The following is a 25,070-nucleotide window of genomic DNA, read 5'->3' as shown; positions in this document are numbered from 1 at the left end:
CGTGCGGTTGATTTCACTTTTGCTGGTGCTGGCCAGCGGCCTGGCCACAGCCAACGAACCCCTGGCCCCCTTTTCTGCCGAGTTTCGTATTTATGTGAACAAGCTGCCTACCCCGGTCAAAGCCGAACTGGTGCTGGAACCGGCAGAGGGCGACGACTACTACCATATGTTGCTCAAGGCGAAATCGTTTCTGCTCAGCAACACAGAGGAAAGCTATTTTCACTGGCGTGACTGCCAACCGCGCACGGCGCGCTACGTGCATGAATTCAAGGGATTCGGTCAACGACGTTTCCACCACATGGATTTTGAGTGGAACCCGCCACGGGTACACAACGAATCTGAAGACGACAAGGAAAGCCTGGATATCCCCGACAACACGCTGGATGAGCTGACGATTCTGCTACGGGGGCGCTGCGTGTTTGCCACCGGCGACAAGTCTTACTCCGTGACCAGTGTCTACGGCGACAAAGTGCGCGAACATCATTTTGAAGTGATCGACAGGGAAACCCTGAAAACACCGCTGGGCAAACTGGATACCCTGCTGGTGGAAAAGAAACGTACCGGGGACAGCAAAGAAAAACGGCGCACCCTGTTCTGGGTAGCGCCGCAGCTGGACTACATGGTGGTACAGGCCAAACACATTGAGAGCACCCTGTTGAAAGCCGAGATGATCATGATCGACTACAACGGCCCGGAACTCGCTCCGGACTCAGGGCCGGCATCAGACTAGGCCCGTGGCAGGGTCACGCCACGCTGGCCCTGGTACTTGCCGCCCCGATCCATGTAGGAGGTTTCACACACCTCATCGGATTCAAAGAACAGCATCTGCGCCACGCCTTCGTGGGCATAGATTTTTGCTGGCAGGGTGGTGGTGTTGGAAAACTCCAGCGTCACATGCCCTTCCCACTCCGGCTCCAGTGGCGTCACGTTAACGATAATGCCGCACCGCGCGTAGGTAGATTTGCCCAGGCAAATGGTCAGCACATTTCGGGGAATGCGAAAATATTCCACCGTGCGCGCCAGGGCAAAAGAGTTCGGTGGGATAATGCAATACTCCCCCTTCACATCCACAAAGCTGCGTTCATCGAACGCTTTCGGGTCCACCGTGGCGGAATGGATATTGGTGAACACCTTGAACTCGTCGGCGCAGCGCACATCGTAGCCATAACTGGACACGCCGTAGGAGATCAGCTTCTCACCATTCTCATCCGCGCGAACCTGCCCGGTCTGAAATGGCTCGATCATGCCTTTCTCGGCGGCCATGCGGGAAATCCAGCGATCCGATTTAATAGTCATTTACGCCTCAATGTTTCAGAGTAGTTAGCGTTCAAGCGGCCAATGGTATAGACGCCGGACGCCGGATGCCAGATGTGTGACGCAGCCGGCCAGCCCCCTCATCAGGCTCTTGTTCAATGCTGCGTCACACTGGGAAACGCCCGTTTGCCGACTTCCGTCAGTGAAAGCCGGGCAGCCAGACGCCGGGCAGCCGACCGGTAGAGAGCAGCCTCATCACTGTCGGGGAACGCCTGCATCACCGGTTCGCCCTTGTCTGCCTGCTCGCGTATACGCAAGGACAATGGCAGCGCAGCCAACACCTCAGTGCCATAATCTGCTGCCATTTTGTCGCCACCACCCTGACCGAAAATAGCCTCCTGATGCCCGCACTGGCTACAGACATGCATGGCCATGTTTTCCAGGATTCCCAGTACCCGAATATCCACCTTGCGAAACATTTCCACGCCCTTGATGGCATCCAGCAACGCAATATCCTGCGGCGTGGTAATCACCACGGCACCCGCCACCGGAATTTTCTGGGCCAGCGTCAGCTGGATGTCGCCGGTTCCGGGGGGCAAATCCACCAACAGATAGTCCAGCTCATGCCAGCGGGTCTGTTCCATCATCTGCACCAGCGCGCCGCTGGCCTTGGGACCACGCCACACCACCGGTGTCTGCTTTGTGGTCAGATACCCCATGGACATGGTCTGCAAACCGTAGGCGTCCACCGGCACAAAAAATTTGCCTTCCAGCAATTGGGGGCGTGTACCGTCGGGCAACCCCAGCATCAACGGCTGGCTGGGCCCGAACACGTCCGCGTCCAGCAACCCAACACGGGCGCCCTCCGCCTGCAGCGCCAGCGCCAAATTCACTGCCGAGGTGGATTTGCCCACCCCGCCCTTGCCGGACGCAACGGCAATGATATTGGCGACCTGGTCCCGCGCCGGCAGGCTGCTTTGCGCCCGGTGCGGCACAATGCGACTTTCCACCGTCACTGACAGGGAACGCTGCTCCAGTACCGGAGCCATGTGTGCGTGGATGGCATCAATCAGCGCGTCACGAATACTGTCGCAGGGATACCCCAGAGTTACCGTGGCCGTCACGGCTGCATCACTCAACTGAAACGCACTGATGCCATTGACCTGATTCAGGCTAATACCCAGATCCTCGGGAATAAAATCGCCCAGGTGCTGTCGAATCTGCTGTTCCGATTTATCCATGGCTGAACTCATGACCGTACTCACCGATTGCCTCTGCCTCACGAGCTGCGATGATAGGGGCTAACGAACCAACAACCAAGGGGCCTTTACCCTGCGTTCTGTACGGAAACCGTTCGTTTAAACGGTTTGCACGAGATGAGTTGCGTAAACCTGACCGATAAGCAAAATAGAACTTTGCCGCTTGCACGGCAGTACAAGGAGATATCATGAAAGTTGTATCCGCTGCGACCTTGTTGATCGCTGGCACACTGGCGCTGGCCGGTTGTGATAACACCACCATCAATACCACCCGCGACAGCATCACCGTATCCGGCAGTGGTGAAATCAGCGCCCAACCAGACCGTTTCACGGTGGTCGCTACCGCCAGTGAAAACGGCGATGACATCGCCGGTATGAAAGATCGCGTGGATGAGTCTGTCAGCAATATGCTGGATCTCGCAGACGACCTGGATATCGAAGAAAAGGCCGTCACCGCCAGCACCATGCAAGTCACCCCCCAATGGCAGTATCAACCCGAACGCAAACTGATTGGCCACCAGGTCAGCCGCGACGTGAGCTTCAAGGTCGACGGCCTTGAAACCTATGCGGAGCTGCTCGAAGGGCTGGCCGAACAGGGCGTACGTAACATCCGCCCCGCCGGTGCGGAAGTTAGCAACCGCGACGAGCTGGGCAACCAGGCCCTGGAAAAAGCCGTGGCTGATGCCCGTCAACGGGCAGAGATCATTGCCGAAGCCGCAGACCGTGACCTGGGCGAAGCCTTCCAGATCACCGCTCAGGGGATCCACCACCCGCAACCGGTGATGATGATGGCTCGCAGCAAAGAAAGCGGTGCCGCAGACAGTTACCGGGCCGGCGAAACCGAGATTTCCGCCCAGGTACAAATCACCTTTGAACTGAACTGAGCGAACATCCCCATGGATGCACTGGGCCAGATTTGTAGCGCCGCACTTCAGCAGTACCTGGCTCACGGGCAAGCCCGTGGGCTGGATACGGCTGCGGCGCTGCAGCAGGCCAACCTGGACCCCGGCCATATCCAGAAACCGGATACCCGCATTCATGGTCAGGATTTTCAGACCCTGCTGCACGCCCTCATCAAACAGTCCGCCGACCCCCTGTTCGGGTTACACACTTCCGAATTTGTGCAGCCCGGTTCCTACAATGTGATGGGCTATATCGCCATGAGCGCCAGCACGCTTCAGGAAGCGTTATCCAAGGTCAGCCTGTACGAAAAGCTGGTTGGTGACATGGGCACCACAGACACCACTGTCGATGCCCACCAGGTAGCCATCCGCTGGGATTGCTTGTATCGCCAGCAACCCGCACGTCAACATCTGATCGATAACGTACTCGGCTCCTGGGTACGCTACTCCCGCTGGCTCACCGGCAACGATCTGCTGGCACCGGAACAGGTCTGGCTGGAACACCCCACTCCACCGGCAGCCCAGGTGGACGAATACCGGCGCGTATTTCTCTGCGATGTGTTGTTCGAACAACCCTGCTCCGCCCTGGTCGGCGCGCCGCAATTACTACAGCAGCCCATACGCCAACCCGACCCGCTACTACTCTCCACCCTGGAAGCCCACGCTATCCAGCAGCTGAATCAACTGGGCGTAGACACCAATCTCAGTCAGCGGGTCAAACAGTGCATTCAGGATGCCATTGGCCATTCCCTGCCCCGCAAGGAAACCGTTGCCGAGCGGCTGGGCATGAATGTGCGCACCCTGCATCGTCGGCTGGCCGACGAAGACCAGAGCTGGCAAAAACTGCTCGATGACGTGCGCCTGAAACAGGCTCGGCGCCTGCTCACCACCACCACCCTGCCCCAGGCCGATATCGCCGCCGCCCTGGGCTATTCCGATATCCGTTCCTTCCAGCGCAGTTTCAAGCGTCACACCGCCATGACCCCGGGCCAATACCGGGCCAAGCCTGACAATGAGCAAATACACTCATAAAAATTGACACTTTTATCTGTAACCCTGTGTTTTTTGTCCTACAAACACTTAAACCTGCCCCTCTCTCCTGTCTATACTGACATCACTCAATGACAAAAATGAATGGTGGAGAGCCTCAATGAAAGGCACCCTCAAACAGCTCGAACGCGCCATCGATAACGCGACGACCTATGACGAATGGTACGAAGCCAGCCAGGAACACGACCGCCTTTCCGGCGCCGACGAATGGAAGGAAGTGGACCGTTCCCCCTATTACGATTACGAGTTGATTCGTAATCGTCTCTGGCAGATTCGCCAGGCCCGCGAACGCAACGACGTGAACAAGCTGGTCTTCCATTTGCATGAAGGCCTGCATGGCAATCTGGGCAACATTTCCAACCCACGCCTTTATCAGCACAGCCGCGTGGGCACCAAACGCCTGATCGAAAATTACCTGACCGAAGTGTCCACCGCCCTGAATTATCTGTGCGACAGCAACTTCAAGGAATTCGGGCTGAAAGAGAAGCTCGATTTCTTTGAAACCACCGGTCAGGCCTTCGGACAAAGCTGCCTGATGCTATCCGGCGGCGCAGCCCTGGGCCTGTTCCATATCGGTGTGGCCCGCTGCCTGTGGGAACAGAACCTGCTGCCTTCGGTGATCTCCGGCTCCAGCGCCGGTAGTATCATCGGCTCGGTGGTCGGCACCCACAACGATGAAGAATTGAAGGTGAAACTGGAGCCGGAAAACATTTATCTGGAAGCCTTCAAGGTGTTGGGCTGGAAAGGCCTGGTACGCGGCACCCCGGTGCTGGACGGCGACCATCTGGAAGCCTGCCTGGAAGAAAACATCACCGACATGACCTTCGAAGAGGCCTATCGACACACCGGTCGCGAAATCAATATTACCGTGAGTCCCTATGACCGCAACCAGCACGCGCGCCTGCTGAACTGGCGCACCTCTCCCAATGTGCTGATCCGCAAAGCTTCGCTGGCGTCCTGTGCAATTCCCGGCATTTATCCGCCGGTCTCCCTGTGGGCAAAGAACATCGACGGCGAGCGGGTTCCCTACATCCCCGGCCGCAAATTTGTCGACGGCTCCATCGTCGACGACCTGCCCATTCGCCGGCTGGCCCGCCTTTACGGGGTCAACCACTCCATCGTCAGCCAGACTAATCCCCATGTGGTGCCGTTTCTGTCCCGCAATGAAAACACCGACAGCTCTCTTAGCACTTTGGGTGACTGGGCGCTGCGCAACGTCTCCATGAACCTGCGCTATGGCCTGCAACTGGTGCAGCGCCGGGTGGCGTCCAACGACATGGGCTTGATGATCGACAAGGCGAAGAGCATGGTGACGCAGAAGTATATCGGCGACATCAACATGATCCCGCCCCGCCAGCCGCTCAACGCCCTGCGGGTTCTGAATAACCCCACGCTGCAAGATGTGCGAAACTATATCCGTAAAGGCGAACAGGCGACTTGGCCAAAACTGGACATGGTAGCCAACACCACCTGCATCAGTCGCACCTTCCGCGACTGCCGGGCACGCCTGGACCGTATCGAAGAACGCATGCTGGACCGGGTAAACATGACAGCGGTGGCCAACCAGTAAACCACCCCCCGGCACGGCGACTATTCCTGGAGACCGTGCTTGCCTCACCGTATACACCATTACTACCGACAGAACCCGCTGGCCTTCAAAGTGGCCGGCGCGGTGCTGTTGGTCAGCATTATGGTGATGCTGATCAGCATCGGCGTATTCATGGTGCGCGAATACCATCAAGGTATGGAGCGCCTGGAGCAGAACCTTGAGCAGGTGGAACTGACGGCCTTGCCCGGGCTGTCCCGTTCCCTGTGGAATTTCGACGAAGAGCAATTGCGGGTGCAGGTTAACGCCCTGCTGCATTTGCCTGATGTAGCATCAGCCAGCGTCACGTGGACTGACTGGAATGGCCACGCCAAAGCCATCGGCAGCAGCATGGCCGCGCCACCCAAGGCCCTCACGATTCGCGAGCTGCCACTGGTCTACCAGCGTAATGACGGCACCCGCGAAACGCTGGGACAACTGGAACTGGGCATTTCTCACAGCAGCATTTATCAATATGTGGGCAAACAGACCGCCTTCCTGATCGGCTTCCTCGCTCTACAGGCACTGGTCAGCGCCATTCTCATTATTCTGCTTATGCGCCTGCTCTTCACCCGGCGCCTCAGCCAGCTGGCCGACGACACCCGGCACTTGTCGCTGTCGTCCCTGCGCCAACCGTTACCCCTGCCCACCAACCCCGAACACCATGACGAACTGGATAATATTGCCGCCGCCCTCAACACCATGCGAGAACGGCTCCTGCAGGACATCAACGCCCGCCGCGACGCGGATCGTGCACTGCTACAGGAACGACAGCTGCGTCTGGATAATGAAGAACGGCGCATCCACGCTGAAAGCGCCAACGACGCCAAAAGCACCTTCATGGCCACCATGAGCCATGAAATTCGCACGCCCCTTAACGGCATCATCGGCATTATCGACCTGATGCAGAACAGCACGCTGAGTAATCAACAGGCGCACTACCTCAGGCTCATGCAGCAATCCAGCGAGAACCTGCTGGCCATCATCAACGACATTCTGGATTTCTCGAAAATCGAGGCCGGCGAACTGCGGCTGGAGCATCAACCCTTCAACCTGGCCATCCTGATCGAAGACACCATGAGCGCCTACGCCGGCCTCGCCCACAAGAAACAGCTAACGCTGGCCTGTGAGCTGCAACTGGATAGCATGCAGGCTGTGTTTGGCGATGAAGTGCGGCTGCGGCAGATCCTCATGAACCTGATCAACAACGCTCTGAAATTCACCGAACAGGGCCATGTGATCATCCGTGCCCGCGACAAGTCGCTGACCGACACCGGCAGTGGTGTACACATCGAAATTGAAGATAGCGGCATCGGTATTTCCGACAGCCACCAGGAGGTAATTTTCCAGGCCTTCGCCCAGGCCGACCAGAGCACCGCCCGCCGCTTTGGCGGCACGGGCCTGGGGCTGAGCGTCTGCCGCTCCTTGTGCACACTGATGAATGGCACCCTGGGCGTCTCCAGCACACTGGGCCAGGGCGCACGCTTCTGGCTCGACCTGCCCCTGCAACCCCAGGACACGCAACCACCTCTGCCACAGCTTCCCCAGGCCAACATTCTGGTACTCAGCCACGATCAACCCTTGCGACAAACACTGACCCGCATGCTCGAACACGCCGGTGCCACCACCTTGCAGGGGGACGCCATGGATCTGCTTTCCCTGCCCGGGCCTTTCAGCCATGCGTTGATTGACGAAACCCTGCTCGGTGCCGCGGGCCTTAGCGCCATCCCCCCAGACTCCCAGGCCCGGGTGCTGTTAATCGGGGATCTGCACGAACAAAGCGACACAGTGCCAGTGCTGCGTAAACCCGTCACCCGAAGCGCCCTGTTTCTGGCCCTGGCGCAAGACACTGCCCAGCAGATAACCGCACCCGAACCCGGCCAGCCAGCGGCCCTTGATCAACTGCAAGTATTGGTGGCAGAAGACAATAGCGTTAACCGGGATGTGCTGCGGGCCCTGCTCGGTTCCCTGGGGATCACCCCGCTCATCTGTGAAAATGGCCACGAAGCCGTGCAGGCCTACCGCCAGCACCCAACGCCGCTGGACCTGATTCTCATGGACGTGGAAATGCCGGAGCTGGATGGCCTCGCAGCCACCCAGGCCATCCGACGGTTTGAGCAGGACACGCAGAAAATACCCTGCCCGATCATCGCCCTGACGGCCCATGCGCTGGGCAGCCAGATCGCCCGCATTCACGATGCCGGCATCGACAGGATTCTCAACAAACCGATTCGCCGCGATACGCTCTTGCAGTGCCTGCAGGAGCTGGCTTCCACCTGTCACACAGGCACAGAGCCGCAAAAGCCTCGCTAGCGCGCCACCGGTAAATCAGACCAGCGACAGGTATACGCCGGCGACAGGTGCGCCCTGCGCATGGCCCAGACACTGCGCTGATCCGCCTGCATGCCCTGCCCCGCCAACCACACCTTGCCCGCACCGCTCTGATTGATGGTATCCAGGACCGCCATCAGCGCGTCCGCGCGCGCGCCCGAATCCGGCTCTGCCGGCTGCTCCGAGGTAAACAGCCCACTCTGAACCTGCCCCCGCCCGCGCAAGTCCGTGAGAATCACCCCGGCTTTCCCGTAGCGATACCCCTGCTTCCATAACCTGGTCAGCAAGGCCTGTGCCTGATGCACCACCACTCGGGTATCCGCCGTGGCCGGCGACAAGGCAGCACTGAGCGTATTGGGGAATAATTGTTGGGGCTTGCCCATCGGGGCGGTGCGCAAATACACCGTTACCCGGCCGGCGTACAAACTTTCCTTGCGCAAGGACTCCATGGCCCGGAAGGCAAAATCACTCAGGGCCTGGCGCACCGGGGGCAAGGTGGTTACCGGCTCGCCAAAAGAGCGCGAATGAATCACTTGCTGCCGCGGCGAAGGCTGAGTATCCAGAGACAGGCAGGGCTCCCCGTTCAGCTCCCGCACCAGCCGCTCCTGCACCACGGAAAACCGCCGACGAATCATGCAGCTATCCGCCCGGGCCAGATCCAACGCCGTCTCGATCCCCAGCGCCTCAAGGCGGCCCATCAACCGGCGCCCTACTCCCCACACCCGAGACACCGGTGTTAGCGCCAGCAACTTTTCCCGGCGCGCCGGGTCCGTCAGCACCACGGTGCCGCCCGTGGCGGGGTAACGCTTGGCCGCGTGGTTGGCGAGCTTGGCCAGCACCTTGGTGGGCGCTACCCCCACGCACACTGGCACCCCGACCCAACGAGCAACACGCGCTCGTACCTGCTGCGCCAGCGGCAACAGCTCAGCTTCCCCCATCAACGACAGATCCAGAAACGCCTCATCAATGGAATACACCTCTACTTGGGGCACCAGGGTTTCCAGGGTCGCCATCACCCGCTGGGAAATATCCCCGTACAGTGCATAGTTGGATGAAAAGACCGCAATTTTATGGCGGGCAATCAGATCACGGGCCAGATGTACCGGCATGCCGGTTTTTACCCCCAGCGCCTTGGCTTCCTCAGACCCGGCCACAATACAGCCATCATTATTGGAGAGCACCACCACAGGCCGCCCCTGAAGATCCGGGCGGAACAGGCGCTCACAGGCGGCGTAAAAGCTATTGCAGTCGACCAGGGCAAACATGGCCGCCGTTACCCTCGGCCCCGCAAGGCATGCAGGCAAAACGTCACCACCCCGAAAAGGTCTACGCCGTCATCACCGATGGGGATTGGTGCATAGGCCGCATTGCGGGGCTTGAGCATGGGCGTGGGCAACAGCTGCAACTCCTTCACCGTGAATTCGCCCTCCAGTGAAGCGACCACCACATCGCCCGCAACAGCTTCCAGTGAGCGGTCCACAATGAGAATATCACCGGAGAAAATACCGGCATCCACCATGGAGTCCCCCTCCACGCGCAACAGAAACGTGGACGCCGGCCGGCGAATGCATAGCCGGTTCAGGTCCAGGTGTTCATCCAGATACCCCTGAGCCGGAGACGGGAACCCCGCAGCAATGCGTTCACTGAAAAAAGGCAGGGCAGACATAGCAACATACCGGGAATCCACAGTCGGACAAGCATGACAAAATACTGTCCTTATGTACAGTTATCGATAATCCAGCTTCACCCCAGGCTGTCGCCCTGGCGACACAAATGACAAGAAAGCGACAAAACGACAAACAACGCCTATCCACCCTCTGCAACTCCTGACGTAACTTACGGTCATAGACATTACGTGCGGCTCGCATCGCCTGCGAGCTCGCACCGGGCAAGCATGAGAGCCACTATGAACACGAAGAGTCATCACCGCTGGATGTCCGATTTTCTGGAAGAAATGGGCCTGCCCGCCCAAGCAGAATTTCAGGGCTACGTTCTGTTCAATCTGGAGCAGAATGCCTTTATCGCCACCAGCAGACACAACCCGGACAGCTCACATCAGCAACTGGTCAGGCCCTGCGCCTGGGCCCACTGTTATCCCTACATCATGCACGCCAGCGACGCCGCCAGCGGGCTGGGCGCCGAATACGAAATTCGCGCGCTTTTCCGGCTCAACGGCCGGTATCTGTCCTGTTCGGTGTGATTGGGCGGTCAAGGACTTGAGATTGAACGCAAGACGCTCGGAGCTCGACGATTGCGACTGGCATCCGGCATCAAGCGTCTAGCCCAGACATAAAAAAACCGCCAAAAGCGGTTTTTTTATGTCTGGAGCGGGTGAAGAGAATCGAACTCTCGTATGCAGCTTGGGAAGCTGCCGTTCTACCATTGAACTACACCCGCCTGTTTGAAACGGCAATATAGTCAAAACCCATCAACTTGGCCAGTGTTGAAGCAAAATCGTCAAAGTTTCGACAAGTGGCTGTTTAAAACAGTTCATCGCGGATGAGGCTGAATAACAGGCTCTAGCCGTTTGATTAGCTTATGGCGAATACCCTGCATTTTGCCAAACGCTCAACGCCGGATGCCTGACGTCAAACCCCATAGCCTGAGTGTTTGTCACTATTGCGGTACCTCTTTTGAGGGGTATTTTGAGGAATACTCAGGGCCATTATTCAGGAAATAATCGGGTAATGCGTTTTGCGAAGAGCGCATAGGAGCCAAGATTTTCAGGTTTTGAATGCAAGCGTCCGCCGTCGGGCACCCGGCGTCCTGCGGCAACCAGGGCAGGATTGAGGCTAATCCTGAAATCGGCTCATCACTCAACCCTGCGATGAACCTTTAGAAGCAAGTCACCGGGAAGACAAAGCAGTTGCCAGCGTCCGTTTCGGTGCGTATAGAAGAAGCAACAAGCGTCAGCCAAAGAAGGATACCAACCATGCCAGTGGCATTTATCAGCGGGGGCCGGGGGTTTCTCGGTGGGCACATTATCGACCAGCTTCTCGACAAACAGTGGGAGGTGGTCGCACTGGTGCGCCCCAACAGTGATGCCAGTACCCTGCACGCCAAAGACGGCGTGTCCGTAGTGCAAGCACCACTGGATAATGCCACAGAGCTGGCGCTGGTCATGCCGCCCGCTCCCGATGCCGTTTTCCATGTGGCCGGCAATACCAGCCTCTGGCGTCGTGGTAATGCACAGCAATACCGTGACAACGTGCTCGGCACCCAGGCCATGGTCAGCGCCGCCCTGAAAAACGTGGCCGGCCGCTTTATTCATACCTCGTCCATCTCTGCCTGGGGCATTCAGGACAACCCGATCAACGAGCTGACGCCCTCCAATGCCGCCAATGACTGGATCGGCTACAACCGCACCAAGTTTCTGGCAGAACAAGAAGTGGAAAACGGCATTCGCCAGGGCCTGGACGCGGTGATCATGAATCCCTGCGGCATTATTGGTGCCGGCGATACCCACAACTGGTCACAGATGATCCGCATGATCAACGACGGAAAACTGCCCGGTGTACCCCCAGGGGGCGGAAATTTCTGTGCGGTAGAGGAAGTGGCACGGGCCCATATTGCGGCGCTGGAACACGGTATTTGCGGCGAGCGTTATATTCTGGCCGGCGTGGAAGCCAGTTTCCTGACCCTGGTCCAGACCATTGCCGACCGGCTGGGGCGCAAGGCGCCGCAGCGTACCGTACCCCCGGCCCTGCTGAAACTGGCCGGCCAGCTCTACCCCATCGGCAGCCTGTTCACCGGCGAAGAACCCCGCCTGACCCCGGAAAAAGTGGCCCTGATCACCAGCCGCGTGCATGCCGACGGCAGCAAGGCCGTGGAACAGCTGGGCTTTAATGATCAGGTGCCGCTGGCCACCATGCTGGAAAACTGCATTGCCTGGATGGCCCGGGAACGGATGTTGTAACAGCCTGCGGACGGCTTAATTACAGCACCGCCCGGTAGACCCGGAAGCGGGTGGTTTCGCTGGCCACCTGCACATGACTGAAAGCATCATCCAGCCACTGCACATAGGGCAATTCGCGGTTAGCCACCAGCCACAGCACGCCACCTGACTTGAGGTGTGAAGGTGCTTCCGCAATCAGCCGGCGGGTGATGTCCGTGGTACGCTGGCGGCGGTCATGGAACGGCGGATTGGTCACCACCATATCCACGCGCCCCTGAATCGGGGAGAACAAATCACCGCCCATGACCCTGCCTTGCAGGCCGTTGCGGGCCAGGCTATCGGTGCTGGCCGCCACGGCGCTGGCACTGACATCCACGCCCTGCACCTGCCAGCCCTGGCGAGCCAGCCAAACGCTGATCACACCCGCGCCGCAGCCCACATCTATCACCTTCCCCGGCTTACCCAGCGTGTGCCCCTCCATGGCCGCCAGCAGGAGAGCACTGCCCTCGTCCAGACGGCCATGGCTGAACACCCCCGGGTAACTGATGGCTTCCTGATCCGCCACCTCCAGCACGGTGCCCCAGGCTTTCAGGGACTGCTTCTCCCCCGGCTGCAATAAACCGCTATAGAGCTTGCAGTGGCGGGCGCTATCTTCCAGCACCGATTCATCCACATGGGCATCCAGGTATTTCAGGGCACCGCGAATGCCACCCTTGGCCGGGCCAATCAGCCACAGCTCGGTGGGTTCAGTAATTTCACCGGCCAGCCAGTTGAGCAGAAATCGTAACCGGTCGGTGGACTTGGGCAACGGCAGCACCAGCAAATCTGTCCCTTCCGGCACCGTGGGCGCGGGCGACCACTGCTGCGCACCAATGGTGTAATCATCCGCATGCAGATGCACCGTGGCGTCCACTGCCAGGGTTTTCAGTGCAGGATCGTTGGCATCCACCACCAGTACATTTCGCCCGGCAAGGGCATCGGACTGGCGCAGCAATAATTGGGTCGTATTTTCCATGGTCTCCGGCTCAGGTAATCAGCGGCGGCAGTATAGTGCAAATCACACAGGTCCGGACACGGATACGGCGAACGCCACACACCTCACGCTGACCCATAAGTATGATCTTCCCCAAGTTTTACATAATCACCACGCCAAGCGCCTGGCGAGGCCGGTAGAATTGGCGCATTCATTCCGACGATGTGGAGGCACAAATGGTTCGCACTGCGCCAACTCGCGCTTTAGCACTGTTTGCCTGCTGTCTGTTTTCTTCGTTGGTCGTTGCCGCTACGGATAGCGACAACTTCCACCAGGCACTGGACGCAGCACGCAACAATGATTGGGAAACCCTTTCCCGACAACAACAGGCTCTGGGAGACCAGCACCCCCTGCAGGCTTATCTCGACTTCCACCGGCTGCGCGCCGCCCTGCCTCAACTCAGCCCTGACAAAGTCACGCAGTACGCTGAAAAGTACCCGGATTCGCCGCTCCCCCAGGATATTCGTCAGCTCGCCACGGTCGCCTACGGCAAAGCGGAAAAATGGCAGGCACTGCTCACCATTACCGACAGTGCCCCCAGCGGGGTTGCACTGCGCTGCTACTACCACCAGGCGCAATGGGAAACCGGCGACCAGGCCGTTAAAAAAGCCGCCCTGCAGGCGGGCAAAGAACTCTGGGCCTCCGGCCAGTCTCGCCCCAACAACTGCGACCCGCTGTTTAACGCCGCCCGTGACGCCGGTGTCATCGGCGATGCGCAAATCTGGGAACGCCAGCAACTGGCCTTTGATGCCAACAGCGCCGGCCTCATGCGCTATCTGGACGACATGTTGGCAAAAAGCGACTACGCCACCGCCAGCGAATGGCTGCAAACGCTGTACAGTACCCCTGACAAAGTCGCTGACCTGCCCCGCAATCTGCCGGCAGCACAACGCCAGACGCTGCTCTCCGCCGCCCTGCGCCGCTGGGCCTACAAGGACACCGAAGCCGCACGCAAATGGTTCGATACGCAAAGCAAAAAACAGGGACTCACCGACGCGGCACTACGCGAACGGGCCGGCACACGTATTGCCTGGTACTCCACCATCCGCGGAGTGGAAGCGAATCGCCAATGGCTGGATGACTGGCTGACAACACACCCGGATACCTCACTGGTGGCACAGCGCGCCAGGCGCACGGTGATTGAACAGGATTGGGACGCCCTGAATGAGTGGGTCATGCGCCTGCCCCAGGAGGAGCGTAACGACTCCCGTTGGCTGTACTGGCGCGCCCGCGCACTGGAAAACACAGACCAACCGGACCAGGCCCGTGAGCTGTATCAGCAGGCCGCCCAGCAACGTAATTTCTTCGCTTTCCTGGCCGCAGACCGTCTGGGCGAGCCCTACCGTTTCTCCGAACAGAAGCACACGCCCGCCGCCACGTTCACGCCGCCGCCGGCGATCACCCGTATCCGCATGCTGCGGAAACTGGATGAACCCTATCTGGCGCATCAGGAATGGATGTGGCTGATGTGGCACAGCAGCAAGGAACAGCTGGCAGAACTGGCAGACCACGCCCTGACGCAAAAATGGTACGATCTGGCCGTGCAAACCTCCATCCAGGCCAAAGCCTGGAATACCCTGGCATGGCGCTTCCCGCCCGCGTATCTGCCATTGTTTGAAGAAGAAGCCAAACCCCACGATCTGGACCCTTGGCTGGCCATGGCGGTGGCCCGCCGCGAAAGTGCATTCAACCCGCAGGCTCGCTCCCCCGTGGGCGCGATGGGGCTAATGCAACTGATGCCCGCCACCGCCCGCAAGGTGGCCAAAGACGCCAACATGGGAAAACCCACCACCAAGACCCTGCAGGACAAGCACACCAACATCACCCTTGGCAGCCGCTATCTGGCAGAACTCCTTGAGGACTTCAACGGCAATCGGGTGCTGGCTCTGGCCGCTTACAACGCCGGCCCCAGCCGGGTAAACCGCTGGCTGGAAAACGCGGAAGACGGCGTACCAGCAGATGTGTGGATTGAATCTATCCCGTTCCGGGAAACCCGGGATTATGTGCAAGCAGTGCTCACCTACCGGGCCTTGTTTGTGGGTATGCACGACAACCAGACCCGCAGCAAACAGCTACTGACCGGCGAAGAAAATGATGAGCTGTATTCCCTGACCATGCTGGACAAGGACTGACCTCAAACCCGGGTCAGTCCAACTGGCGAATATGATAATCCAGCCGCGCCGCCGCTTTCGCATGGCTCAATGCCGGCGTCGCGGCAAGGCGCCGGCGCAGGTGAATGCTGCGCGCCGGCTGACGGGTAAACGCGATCACCGCGTTATGGCAATCGCTGCATGATAAGCGGAAACGGCTGCTGAAACTTTTCATGGCGCGGCGCCCCGAGGCCGGGCTGTCACGGTATTCCTGCCAATCGCCAAAGTTCATGATCAAGGAGCCATGCGCCGACAGGTTATCGCGCAGGCAGGCAAGCCAGTCGGCATCGGCGGGTACTGCCCGGCTGACCTGTTCGTTACTGGGCGCAAACAGGTCCTCAATAATCAGGTCGAACGCTTCCCCCTGATAATCACGCAGCCACTGCTGGGCATCCCCCTGCCAGGTCTCCACCCCGAACGCCTCAATGCCGAAGACGTCGCGGGCCACCTGCAAGTGTGCTCCGTCCAGCTCCACCGCCACCAGCACATCCGGATCCAGCAGTTTGCGGATGGGGGGAATCAGTGAACCGCCACCCAGCCCCAGCACCAACACCCGGCGAAACCGGGCCGGTTCGTGCAGCAAAGCCGGCAACCACAGCAAATCCCACACGCTGCCAGTGAGCAAACGTTTGGGGTGAAACTCTGAATGCTGAACGCCGTTGGCATACAGCCGCAAAGTCTGCCCCGCGCGCCTCACCTCGTAGCGCACGCCGTCCTGTTGCGTTTCCCAGATCAATGCCACCGATTATTTTTCCAGCGTCAGGGTCAGCCCGGTCACCGCGCCGTCCACTTTGGATTCTTTCAGGTACACCCGGGACTGCTCAATCTGGAACTGCTGCACCAGCGTGGCTTTGGCATTTTCCGAACGCAAACGCGCCAGCTCCACCAGCTGTGCCTTATCCACTGAGGGCGCCTCTGCGGTGACCATGGCATCCCAGGCACTGCGCGCCAGTACACTGTCACGCTCATCGTCATCCTCGGGCAGCGGCGCGCTGACCAGTGTTTCCACATCGCGGTCATAGTCAGATTCGTAACGGCGGATCAGCTTGCGGCGCCATTTCTTTTCCAACACGGCCGCATCAATACCCGGCCAGTCATCACCGGCCACATCGTCCCCAATCGCCTGATCGGCAAGCGCGGTGCGATCTTCTGCACTGACGGTACCCACCAGCCCGATGTGCAGGTGCGGCTTTTCAGTGAGCACCTTGGCCAGGGCCTGCAAGGAACTGGAGGTTTGCGGCCCCACCTCGGCGGTGCCGGGGTCGAACACAATAGTCTCCAGGTTCTCGCCACCGGCCAGCCCGGCCAGCACGGAGAACGGCGCCGTGGCCGCCTTGACCACAATGTTGGTCAGCACTTTCAGAATCATGCCGCTGACACTGAAGCTGGGATCATCCAGGTCACCGGACATTTTCACCGGCAAGGTAATTTCACCGGAACGACTACGCAGCACCGACAGGCCCAGTTTTACCGGCGCCCTCACTGCTTCATCACTGGGCACTTTTTCGCCCAGATAGAACTGGTCCGCAATAATGTCGGAGACACTGTTCAGATGGTTCTTCTCAACGGTGACTTCGGTATCCACCCCCAGCTGCCCCTTCTCCACCTTGTACCCCAGGTACAGGCCGGTATAAGGCGTCAGGCTGGTCATTTCATAATTGTTCAGCGACACCACCATGTCCGTAGACAATGGCTCCGGGGACAAACGCCCCTTGATGGAAAACGGTGCATAGCGGTCCACTTGCGCATTCAGGTCCAGCCTGGCGGTGCTTCCCGGACGGGTATCCAGATTGCTCACCGTGCCAGCCAGCTGATACAAGCCGATACGGAAATTGGGGCTCAGGGACAGGTCTTCATGGCGTACCTGGCTGCCGATCAGACGCACGCGGTCCACCGTCACTTGCCAGGGTTGGGACGAAGACGAAGATGAAGCGCTCGACGAGCCGCTCCCCGACGGCATCGCGGCCTCAATACGGGTAGACGCATCCCGCCCCTGGGCGTCCACCTGGTGCAGCATGTCCATGCCGGTCAGCCCGATTTCGCCGACGCGCACCCGCTGTGCGGCGGTGTCCAGCGACAGCTTGCTCACCTGCACCTTATTGACCTTGATAAGAGGGCGACCGCCTTCCAGCAAATTGAAACCGGCCATGCTGGCGCTGCCATTCACGGTAATATCCGGGCCATCGCCTTTCACCGCAGACTGCAAATCCAGATCCAGCTGACCGCTAGCCACTTTCAGCGGCGCTTCACGCTCCAGCCAGGGCGACAACGGCGCCAACGGCAGCCCAGCCAGCGCCGCCTTGGCGGTCACCGACAACGGCGCCAACTGGCCCTCACCGGAGTGCGTCAACGCGCCTTGCTCCTGAATCTGGGCCTTGCCCTCCCAGGTAAAGGTGGCTTCTTCACCCAGGATGAGATTCTTCAGCGTGAATTCACCCTCGGTCAGGCTCACCGTTTTTGGCTGATTCAGAGTACGGTCAGTAAAGCGGAACGTATTGCCGTCCACTTTCAGGGTTCCCAGGCGAGTCACCCAAACCGTCTCCGCCTCTTTAATGCGCTCTGCGGCTTCTTGGGCTTTTTCCTTCACTTCCTGTTTGCGCTGCTCCGCTTCTTCCGGGTCCACCGGCAGGAACAAGGTGGCGAGATCCAGCCCGTCGGCAGCCAGGACCGCATTCACTTCAGGCTGGCTGAGGCTCACCTCCGGCAAGGTGATTTCCTGCTTCTCGCTGTCCACGGCAATTCCCGTCACGGTCAACGCTGGCACGCTGACACTGGGCACCTCTTCACCGGGTTTCTGAATCTGCAATGCACGCAAGGTCAGCTCACCATTGCTCACCACCACCCGGGTGCCCGGCTCCGTGGTGAACAGGTAATCTGTCTGCAGATCCAGTTCACCGGATGGCACGGTAAAACGCACCTCGTCACGGGCCAGTTTTGCCAGTGACACCAGGTCCACTTTCTCAATACTCAAGCGGCCCTGGGCCAGAAAGGGCGAGAATTCAAAGCGCCCATCCCAATCGAATGCACCGCCATCCGGCCCCTCCAGGCGAATGGCATAACCGTTCTGGTTTTCCCCTTTCGCGACAGTGGAAAAATTGGTCACCGTAAAAGCAACCGGCAGCACCAATTGATGAGGTTCCTTGCCCGCCGCTTCGGTGTAGCGCAAATCACCATTGGTCAGGGCCAATGCACCCACAGAAATATTGGGCAATGCGCCATCGTCCTCCGCAGCTGGCTCAGGCTCGACGTCATCGGCACTGTCCGCTAATTGCGCCTCTATATGCGCAATCACATCGTCAAAGTTGAAAACAGAACCCGGATTGCGCTGGGCACGCACCGTCAAACCATCAAGATCCACCTGCCTGAAGTGCCAACTCCAGCGAAACAGCGACGACATTTCGAAATTCACATAAAGCTGGTTGAACCCCAACAGGACATCAGTTTGTTCATCGTTGATGGCGAACCCGTTCACCGTGGCACTCAACGCCAGCGGATTGATCCTCACCTCGCTGATCACCACTTCACGGCCGGTCAACTCGGCCAGCGCCTCGCGGGCATTGTCACGCACCAGACCGGGAGCAACAAAAAAGCCCAGCAGTACGTATAACAGATAGAGGCTGACCAGAATCAACAGTGTCTTGACCTTCCAGCTACTGCGCTTCCATGCCTGTGTGACTTTCACGCCCATCCCCTTTTACTGATGCCGCTGATGTTGAAATCCTGACGCCATGGTAGCAGTTGGGCCGGGCCGTGGCGCCCCAAAACCCATTGCAGCGTCTCCCCGGCTGTGGAGAATGTGGCCATTGATTTCAGGAGCCCGCCCCATGAGCAATAACTACCTGCTGAACATGTACGAAAAAGCCTTGAAGCTGCCCGCCGGCCGCAAGCTTTTCTCCATGGTCTTCAGCCGCAAAGCACCGTACTTCGCAACCATCACGCCCACTATCTCTGAATTGCGTCCGAATTTCTGTGAGGTTACGTTTAAGAAACGCAAAGGGGTGGAAAACCACATCCAGACCGTCCACGTCATCGCCATCTGCAACGCGCTGGAGTGCGCCATGGGCGCCATGGCTGAAGCCTCGGTGCCCAAGCACCTGCGCTGGATTCCCAAAGGCATGAACGTGAACTACACCGCCAAGGCCACCACCAACATTACCGCCACCGCCGAAGCCAGCCCGGAAGACTGGAAGCCCGGCAACCTGCCCGTGACCGTAAAAGCCATGCGCGATGACGGCACCGTGGTGGTCGAAGGCACTATCAATCTGTGGATCAGCGAAAAACCGCAGAAGTAAGGCCCGCCCCCTTCCTGTCCCCGGCCACAACCCGGCTTCTCTCGACTCGGCTTCACCCTTCCTGCCGTTGCGGTACACTGGAGCCGGGATAGAAGGGGACAAGAATAATGCTAATCGTACCAATTGGTGACAAGGACAGTCGCCGCACCACACCGTGGGTCTGCATTCTGCTGATCCTGATCAACACCCTCATTTACGCCTGGACCACCCACCGTGATTACCAGCGTGACGAACCACTGACAGCAGAACAGGAAAACCGGCTGGCAGACCATGAGGCCTCCCTGCTGCTGCAATGGTTGATGCACAAGGACAGCAACCGCTACGCGGATGCCATCTCCATGGATAGCCGCGGCCCGGATCTAATGTGGTCATTCGGCTGGTATGACAGGGAATTCGCACACTATGTGCAGCAGCAGTGGCAACAACAGCCTCCCCCTACTCAATGGCGGAACCTGCGGCAGAAGCTGGATAGCTGGCTGGCTGACGACTCCACCATGCGATGGGGGCTGATCCCCAATGAAATGAGCCTCACCACCCTGCTAAGCTCACAGTTCATGCACGGTAGCTGGTTTCATCTGCTCGGCAATATGCTGTTTCTGATTGTCTTCGGCATCGCCATGGAGCGCCACTGGGGCAGCCTGCGCTTCATCGGCGCGTACTTGATCAGCGGCGTTGGCGCCGCCTTGCTGTTTATTGCCAAAGACCCACACAGTGGTATCCCGCTGGTCGGTGCCTCCGGCGCTATCTCCGGGCTTATGGGGTTATTTGTCGGCACCTACCGTCTGCAGCGGCTGGAGTTTTTCTACAGCCTGGGCTTTCTGTTTGGCAGTTTCCGTGCCCCGGCATTGGTGCTATTCCCGGTCTGGCTGGGCTGGGAGCTGGTGCAAGCCGCCACCGCCCAGACCAACGTGGCCTATATGGCCCACGCTGGCGGGCTACTCACCGGCCTGGCAATTGCATTTTGCCTGCCCTATACCCGGCCCCAAAAGGCAGCATCTGACACCCATAAGGGCGCCGCCCGAGATACGCTTCGTCAGGCTCCCGTGCCCAGGCTGAGCCAACAACTGGCCGAGCAACTACGCTTCTCTGACGCTCAGGCACACTGTCGCCAACAACTGAACAGCACCCCCACCAGCTTGCCCCAATGGTGCTTTTTCCTGGAAATGGGGGCGCGCGTTCAGCAATTGCCTGGCGCCATGATGGAGAGCATCAAGGCGCTGCGCGAACAGCCCGGCAGTGACGCCCTGCTTGGTCAGGTGTGGAAGGAATTTGAAACACTGGGCGGCCAGGTCCATACCTTGCCGGCGCCCTATCAATTACTGCTGGCGGAGCTGGCCTGGCGACAGAAACAGCGTCACAAGGCCACCGCTATTTTAACAGCCCTGCAAGCCAGCGACTGGCAACATCCCCGCCTGGAAGCCCTTAGCCAGAAGCTTGCAAACGCTTGAACATGGACTGTGTTTGCTGCCCCGTCTGGCTGTTGAACTGTTCGGGAAACCGGCGGGACACAAACTGCAGCAACTTTCCCGCACGGACCAGATCAGCCTGGTGTTCCAGATATAACTGCGCCAGCAATACATAAGCATCCCCCAGCTGGCGAAAATCCGGCGCGCGCTGGTGCAGATTCATCAATACATGCTGGGCGTCTTTCAAGCGGCCACGTTCGTGCAGCGCACGGGCCAGCGACAGGCACAATGCGGGGTCGTCATCAAAACGAAAACCCGGCCGCTGTTGAAGCGCTTCCAGCCAGATTTGCACCGCAGACCCTTCCATGCCACGACTCAACTGCTGACGTAAAAACCGCACCAGATGCTGCTCCCAGGGTTTCTCCTTTTTCAGCAAATGCAGTAACCGCAACCGCCGCCAGTTCAGATCCTGATGGAGCGGTGCACTGGCAAGCCCCCGGTTTACTCCCTTGAGCGCATCCTCAAAGCGGCCTTCCTGCGCATACACATGGGCAGCACCGATGGACTCCGCCACTTCGAAATCATCCGCTGACAGGGAGCGCCCGCGTGGCTCATCCCAGGCCAACCCCAGAGCACGCGCTTTCTCGTTCAACAGCGCGCCCATCATGGCCGCCGCCACAAGCGTGGTGTACACAGAAAAACAGGTGCCCAGAAACATGAACAAGACAGGGGCGTTGCCAGTTTCCAGGATCGACGGGGCAGCAGTGACCGCCATTACCGCAAACCACAGCAATAAATAGGAAACACCAACGGTCACAATCAGTTGCAACCAACGCAGCGGATTCAGGGCAGCACCCAATGAGTGGCTTACGGCCAGGATCATCAGCGCAGCAGGCAATACCAGCGCGGCCAGCGCCAATAGCCCCATCCCCAGCACCACCGAAGAAGGCATTAACAGGACCGGCCCCACAAACAGCACCACCATTAATGCAATCTGCTTTAACAACAATCCGCCTTCCGACATCACGTCCAAGGGTGAAGGCGGTTGCCATTCGTCAGCTGCCACAGCGGCAATCACAAAAAGCGCATAGACGGTTAGCATCAAGCTAAGAAACAGCAGCAACAGACCGGTCATCAACCCCATGGGCAGCACGCTGGCCGCACCCACGGCCAGGATCAACCACACGGCTGGCGGCTTGAAACCATAACGCAGAATATCACCGGAGCGCTGCCAGAAAGGCGTACCGGGTTCACCGTCGCCCTGCCACTCCAGACTCTGGCTGCACAACAGACAACGGGGCTGACCCGCCTTGAAATTGTCTTCCCCTCCGGGCACACATTGCCCGCAATAAAACGTGCTACAACCAGAGCAGCGCCAGCTGCCCGGCCGCTCACGGTGATACCCACACACTTCCATGTTTCCCCCACTTCCTGTTTTTTAGCAATCCTTATTGAAACGACACAGAACCCATAAACGTTGCCGCCGCTCTTGCAGCTTCATTGATCAGGTCCTGTTGTTGCAATCCACTGCGTTTCAGCGGTTTGAAGTCATGATCGCCACTGGGTAGCCAGTGTAATTGCACCCGCTCCGGCAGGCCATAACCTGCCACCTCGTCCGGTTTACCAAAGGGGTCCCGCTCGCCCTGGCAGACCAGCATGGGAGCCGTCAGCGCCGGCAAGTGATCAATGCGGGTTTTCTCCGGTTTCCCGGGCGGATGAAAGGGGTAGCCCAGCGCAATTACGCCAGCCACATCCAGCGCGGCCACACCATTGCCCTCAGCGGCCAGCATGGAGGCCATGCGTCCGCCCATGGATTTGCCGCCGATCCACAGTGGCAGCGCGCCATCGGGAGTCTCAGACAATTCAGCCGCCAGTGCCCGGGCTTCTCTGACACGCTCGGCAAACGCCGCCAGCAACTTGGGTGCGCGGTCCGGCGGGAATTGTCGTTGCTCCTCACGACGGCGCTGCATGTAGGGAAACTCAAAGCGCAACACCGCCACGGAATGCGACGCCAACGCTGCGGCCATGGTGTTCATGAAATCGCTGTCCATCGCAGCACCGGCACCATGTGCCAGCAGCAACACTGCAACAGGCTTCTCTGCCCGATCATAGAGACAATCCACACCAAACCGTTCAGCCATACCGGCGCTCCCTGGCAAAGAGTTATAACGCGGCCTGCAACGCTCGTAGTTGGGTACGCAGTGCATCCCCGAACTCCACCTGAAACACATCCAGCGGGGGCGCCTTGATCACGCTGGCCACCACCGGTGCCGGTTGGCTCACCGCCCAGCAACCTATCACCGATTGCTGCACCTGCATCAGGAAACGTATGGCCTGATCTCCCTCCAGGGCAAAGTCGCGCTGCAGGCGCGCGGCCAGCTGCGCAAAACTGGCCAGCAGGGCCTGCTTGAATTCCCGTGCCTGTGATTCATCCAGATTGTGTTCCAGCACGGTATGCAGAATAGAGGTCAACCGGCAGAACAATGGGCGGGCAATCAGTAACTCACTGATTGCTGCCCAGGCCGGCCCCTCCTGCGGTAGAGGCGCCTCAACCATGGCATCCAGTTCACTCAGATAGAGCGCCAGAAACAGCGCTTCTTTAGAAGGGAAATACCGGTACAACGCTGCCTTGGTCACACCGGACTGGCGGGCGATGGTCGCCAGGCTGATGGCCGCGAACCGCTGTTCGGCAAAAAACAGCGCCGCCGCCTCCAGAATGTGGGCACGCCGTTCCGCCTTCTGTTCCGGGGAACGGGCACGTTGAAAAGGACAAGAATTCACGCTTGTAACAATCCAGCCAGTCGGCGGGTAATCATACGGGGCGAAAGCTTGCCGAGCCACACCATCAACAGGTTCTTAAGGCCAGGAATCACAATGGCGCGGTGGCGTCCGGCCAGCGCCTTGCTGACCACCGCTTCGGTGGTCATGGTGCCGGCCTTGAAGAGCAAGGTGTTGGTCATGTTGGCTTCCTGGGCAAACTCGGACGCGGTGGCACCGGGGCAAAGCGCACTCACCGCCACGCCTTCCTTTTTCAGCTCTTCGTGCAGGCCTTCCGAAAACGACAGAACAAACGCTTTGGAGGCGTAATAGATACTCATGTTCGGGCCGGCCTGGAACGCCGCAGTGGAGGCCACATTGATCACAAACGCATCTCTGGCCGTTTTCAGCTGTGGCACCAACCGCCAGGTCAGATCCACCAGTGCAGTCACATTCACCTGAATCATATCCAGCTGACGCTGCAGCGGCAGATCGGAAAAATCGCCCCGATCGCCAAAGCCGGCATTGTTGATCAAGCCGGTCAGTTCCACCTTCTGGGCAGCCATATCCGCTACCAGTTTTTCTGCCGCACCGGCCTGGGCCAGGTCGGAGGCGATACACATGACCTCCAGGTTATGGCGCTGACGCAACTCACTGGCCAATGTTTCCAATCAATCCAGCCGCCGCGCCGCCAGCACCAGGTTGTGTCCCTGCGTGGCCAGCTGGCGAGCAAACTCTTCTCCAATACCGGCGCTGGCACCGGTAATCAATACCGCTTTCATCGGGCTCTCCTGTCAGGCACACCGGAAGTGGGCGCGCCGTCAATGCAAATTAGTAACCGCTGGTCACCAAAGTAAAGGAAAGGCCGGCAAAGGTAAATAACCCAGGGTTACTAAATGGCTCCCCACAGGCTCAGCTGCCCATGGGGCCCAGGTGGCACAAAGCCGCCCGTGTCCAGATCCAGCGACTCCCTATCCACCAGCCCGGCACTGCGGCAGGCGGAATCAAAACGCTGACGCAACAGATGCGCCCAGGCACCCTGCCCGCTCTGACGTTGGTGCCAGCGGCTGTCATAAATGGCGCCGCCATGCAGGTCGCGCATTACCGACATGACCTTCTCGGCCCGATCCGGGTAATGGTCTGCGAGCCATTCCTG

20 protein-coding genes, 1 tRNA gene and 2 pseudogenes are annotated in these 25,070 nt (G+C 59.1%); 10 read left to right on the top strand and 13 right to left on the bottom strand.

Annotated features, from left to right (window positions below):
* Window position 1 precedes the first annotated feature (1 nt).
* On the top strand, window positions 2–730 hold the full coding sequence (locus COA55_RS12610; protein ID WP_290502456.1) for a DUF3108 domain-containing protein: 729 nt from the start codon (window positions 2–4) through the stop codon (window positions 728–730).
* Here COA55_RS12610 and dcd read toward each other — a convergent pair.
* Together dcd and apbC are read right to left on the bottom strand one after the other, a co-directional pair.
* Window positions 727–1,296: a dCTP deaminase gene (gene dcd, locus COA55_RS12605; protein ID WP_290502455.1), complete on the bottom strand. Its 570-nt coding sequence runs from the start codon at window positions 1,294–1,296 to the stop codon at window positions 727–729. The genes COA55_RS12610 and dcd overlap by 4 nt on opposite strands.
* 113 nt (window positions 1,297–1,409) lie before the next feature.
* Window positions 1,410–2,495, bottom strand: a complete 1,086-nt coding sequence (gene apbC, locus COA55_RS12600; protein ID WP_290502454.1) for an iron-sulfur cluster carrier protein ApbC — start codon at window positions 2,493–2,495, stop codon at window positions 1,410–1,412.
* 206 nt (window positions 2,496–2,701) lie between these two features.
* Between apbC and COA55_RS12595 the strand changes: the two genes are divergently transcribed.
* The 4 genes from COA55_RS12595 (at window position 2,702) to COA55_RS12580 (ending at window position 8,363) form a co-directional block, all read left to right on the top strand.
* Window positions 2,702–3,397 (top strand): SIMPL domain-containing protein, encoded by a 696-nt coding sequence (locus COA55_RS12595; protein ID WP_290502453.1) that lies wholly within the window; start codon window positions 2,702–2,704, stop codon window positions 3,395–3,397.
* 12 nt (window positions 3,398–3,409) lie between these two features.
* Window positions 3,410–4,447, top strand: a complete 1,038-nt coding sequence (locus COA55_RS12590) for an AraC family transcriptional regulator (protein WP_063521051.1) — start codon at window positions 3,410–3,412, stop codon at window positions 4,445–4,447.
* 118 nt (window positions 4,448–4,565) lie between these two features.
* On the top strand, window positions 4,566–6,035 hold the full coding sequence (locus tag COA55_RS12585) for a DUF3336 domain-containing protein (protein WP_007150439.1): 1,470 nt from the start codon (window positions 4,566–4,568) through the stop codon (window positions 6,033–6,035).
* Window positions 6,036–6,074: 39 nt separating this feature from the next.
* A complete protein-coding gene (locus COA55_RS12580; RefSeq protein ID WP_063521050.1) occupies window positions 6,075–8,363 on the top strand; it encodes an ATP-binding protein in 2,289 nt (762 codons plus the stop codon).
* On the opposite strand, the gene umuC is transcribed toward COA55_RS12580, so the two are convergent.
* Together umuC and umuD are read right to left on the bottom strand one after the other, a co-directional pair.
* On the bottom strand, window positions 8,360–9,646 hold the full coding sequence (gene umuC, locus COA55_RS12575) for a translesion error-prone DNA polymerase V subunit UmuC (protein ID WP_290502452.1): 1,287 nt from the start codon (window positions 9,644–9,646) through the stop codon (window positions 8,360–8,362). The genes COA55_RS12580 and umuC overlap by 4 nt on opposite strands.
* 8 nt (window positions 9,647–9,654) lie before the next feature.
* The gene (gene umuD / locus COA55_RS12570; protein ID WP_063521227.1) at window positions 9,655–10,047 is read right to left on the bottom strand and encodes a translesion error-prone DNA polymerase V autoproteolytic subunit; all 393 of its coding nucleotides are present in this window, start codon (window positions 10,045–10,047) and stop codon (window positions 9,655–9,657) included.
* A 240-nt stretch (window positions 10,048–10,287) separates the two neighbouring features.
* Between umuD and COA55_RS12565 the strand changes: the two genes are divergently transcribed.
* Complete coding sequence (locus COA55_RS12565; protein ID WP_063518892.1) at window positions 10,288–10,581, top strand: hypothetical protein; 294 nt, start codon at window positions 10,288–10,290, stop codon at window positions 10,579–10,581.
* A 123-nt stretch (window positions 10,582–10,704) separates the two neighbouring features.
* On the opposite strand, the gene COA55_RS12560 is transcribed toward COA55_RS12565, so the two are convergent.
* Window positions 10,705–10,778, bottom strand: a tRNA-Gly gene (locus tag COA55_RS12560).
* A gap of 535 nt (window positions 10,779–11,313) precedes the next feature.
* Between COA55_RS12560 and COA55_RS12555 the strand changes: the two genes are divergently transcribed.
* Entirely contained in the window at window positions 11,314–12,297 is a 984-nt protein-coding gene (locus COA55_RS12555) for an NAD-dependent epimerase/dehydratase family protein (protein WP_290502451.1), read from the top strand.
* 19 nt (window positions 12,298–12,316) lie between these two features.
* On the opposite strand, the gene COA55_RS12550 is transcribed toward COA55_RS12555, so the two are convergent.
* The gene (locus tag COA55_RS12550; protein WP_290502450.1) at window positions 12,317–13,291 is read right to left on the bottom strand and encodes a methyltransferase; all 975 of its coding nucleotides are present in this window, start codon (window positions 13,289–13,291) and stop codon (window positions 12,317–12,319) included.
* Between the two features lie 194 nt (window positions 13,292–13,485).
* Between COA55_RS12550 and COA55_RS12545 the strand changes: the two genes are divergently transcribed.
* Window positions 13,486–15,441 (top strand): transglycosylase SLT domain-containing protein, encoded by a 1,956-nt coding sequence (locus tag COA55_RS12545; RefSeq protein WP_290502449.1) that lies wholly within the window; start codon window positions 13,486–13,488, stop codon window positions 15,439–15,441.
* A 13-nt stretch (window positions 15,442–15,454) separates the two neighbouring features.
* On the opposite strand, the gene COA55_RS12540 is transcribed toward COA55_RS12545, so the two are convergent.
* A complete protein-coding gene (locus COA55_RS12540) occupies window positions 15,455–16,201 on the bottom strand; it encodes a hypothetical protein (RefSeq protein WP_290502448.1) in 747 nt (248 codons plus the stop codon).
* Between the two features lie 3 nt (window positions 16,202–16,204).
* Window positions 16,205–19,147, bottom strand: coding sequence for a DUF748 domain-containing protein (locus COA55_RS12535; protein ID WP_290502447.1), 2,943 nt, complete (start codon window positions 19,145–19,147; stop codon window positions 16,205–16,207).
* 136 nt (window positions 19,148–19,283) lie between these two features.
* Here COA55_RS12535 and COA55_RS12530 point away from each other — a divergent pair, with 136 nt between their 5' ends.
* Both COA55_RS12530 and COA55_RS12525 read left to right on the top strand, forming a co-directional pair.
* Window positions 19,284–19,751, top strand: coding sequence for a hotdog fold domain-containing protein (locus COA55_RS12530; protein ID WP_290502446.1), 468 nt, complete (start codon window positions 19,284–19,286; stop codon window positions 19,749–19,751).
* 107 nt (window positions 19,752–19,858) lie between these two features.
* Window positions 19,859–21,199 carry a rhomboid family intramembrane serine protease gene (locus tag COA55_RS12525; RefSeq protein ID WP_290502445.1) on the top strand — a complete coding sequence of 447 codons (1,341 nt, stop codon included), beginning with the start codon at window positions 19,859–19,861 and terminating at the stop codon, window positions 21,197–21,199.
* Here the strand turns inward: COA55_RS12525 and COA55_RS12520 are convergent.
* From COA55_RS12520 to COA55_RS12500, 5 genes and pseudogenes are all read right to left on the bottom strand, one after another.
* On the bottom strand, window positions 21,174–22,493 hold the full coding sequence (locus COA55_RS12520) for a hypothetical protein (protein WP_290502444.1): 1,320 nt from the start codon (window positions 22,491–22,493) through the stop codon (window positions 21,174–21,176). The two genes, COA55_RS12525 and COA55_RS12520, sit on opposite strands and share 26 nt — an antisense overlap.
* A gap of 112 nt (window positions 22,494–22,605) precedes the next feature.
* Window positions 22,606–23,298, bottom strand: coding sequence for an alpha/beta family hydrolase (locus tag COA55_RS12515; RefSeq protein ID WP_290502443.1), 693 nt, complete (start codon window positions 23,296–23,298; stop codon window positions 22,606–22,608).
* Window positions 23,299–23,320: 22 nt separating this feature from the next.
* Window positions 23,321–23,938, bottom strand: a complete 618-nt coding sequence (locus tag COA55_RS12510) for a TetR family transcriptional regulator (protein ID WP_290502442.1) — start codon at window positions 23,936–23,938, stop codon at window positions 23,321–23,323.
* Window positions 23,935–24,696 (bottom strand): annotated as a pseudogene (locus COA55_RS12505) (SDR family oxidoreductase). The gene COA55_RS12510 and the pseudogene COA55_RS12505 overlap by 4 nt, the downstream one beginning before the upstream one ends.
* A 110-nt stretch (window positions 24,697–24,806) precedes the next feature.
* Window positions 24,807–25,070, bottom strand: a pseudogene (locus COA55_RS12500) (radical SAM protein); the annotation flags it as partial.

The sequence above is a fragment of the Alcanivorax sp. genome (assembly GCF_002733835.1).
Taxonomy (GTDB): domain Bacteria; phylum Pseudomonadota; class Gammaproteobacteria; order Pseudomonadales; family Alcanivoracaceae; genus Alcanivorax.
Note: the sequence above shows the minus strand (reverse complement) of the source record. Positions and strands in the feature narration are given on the sequence as shown.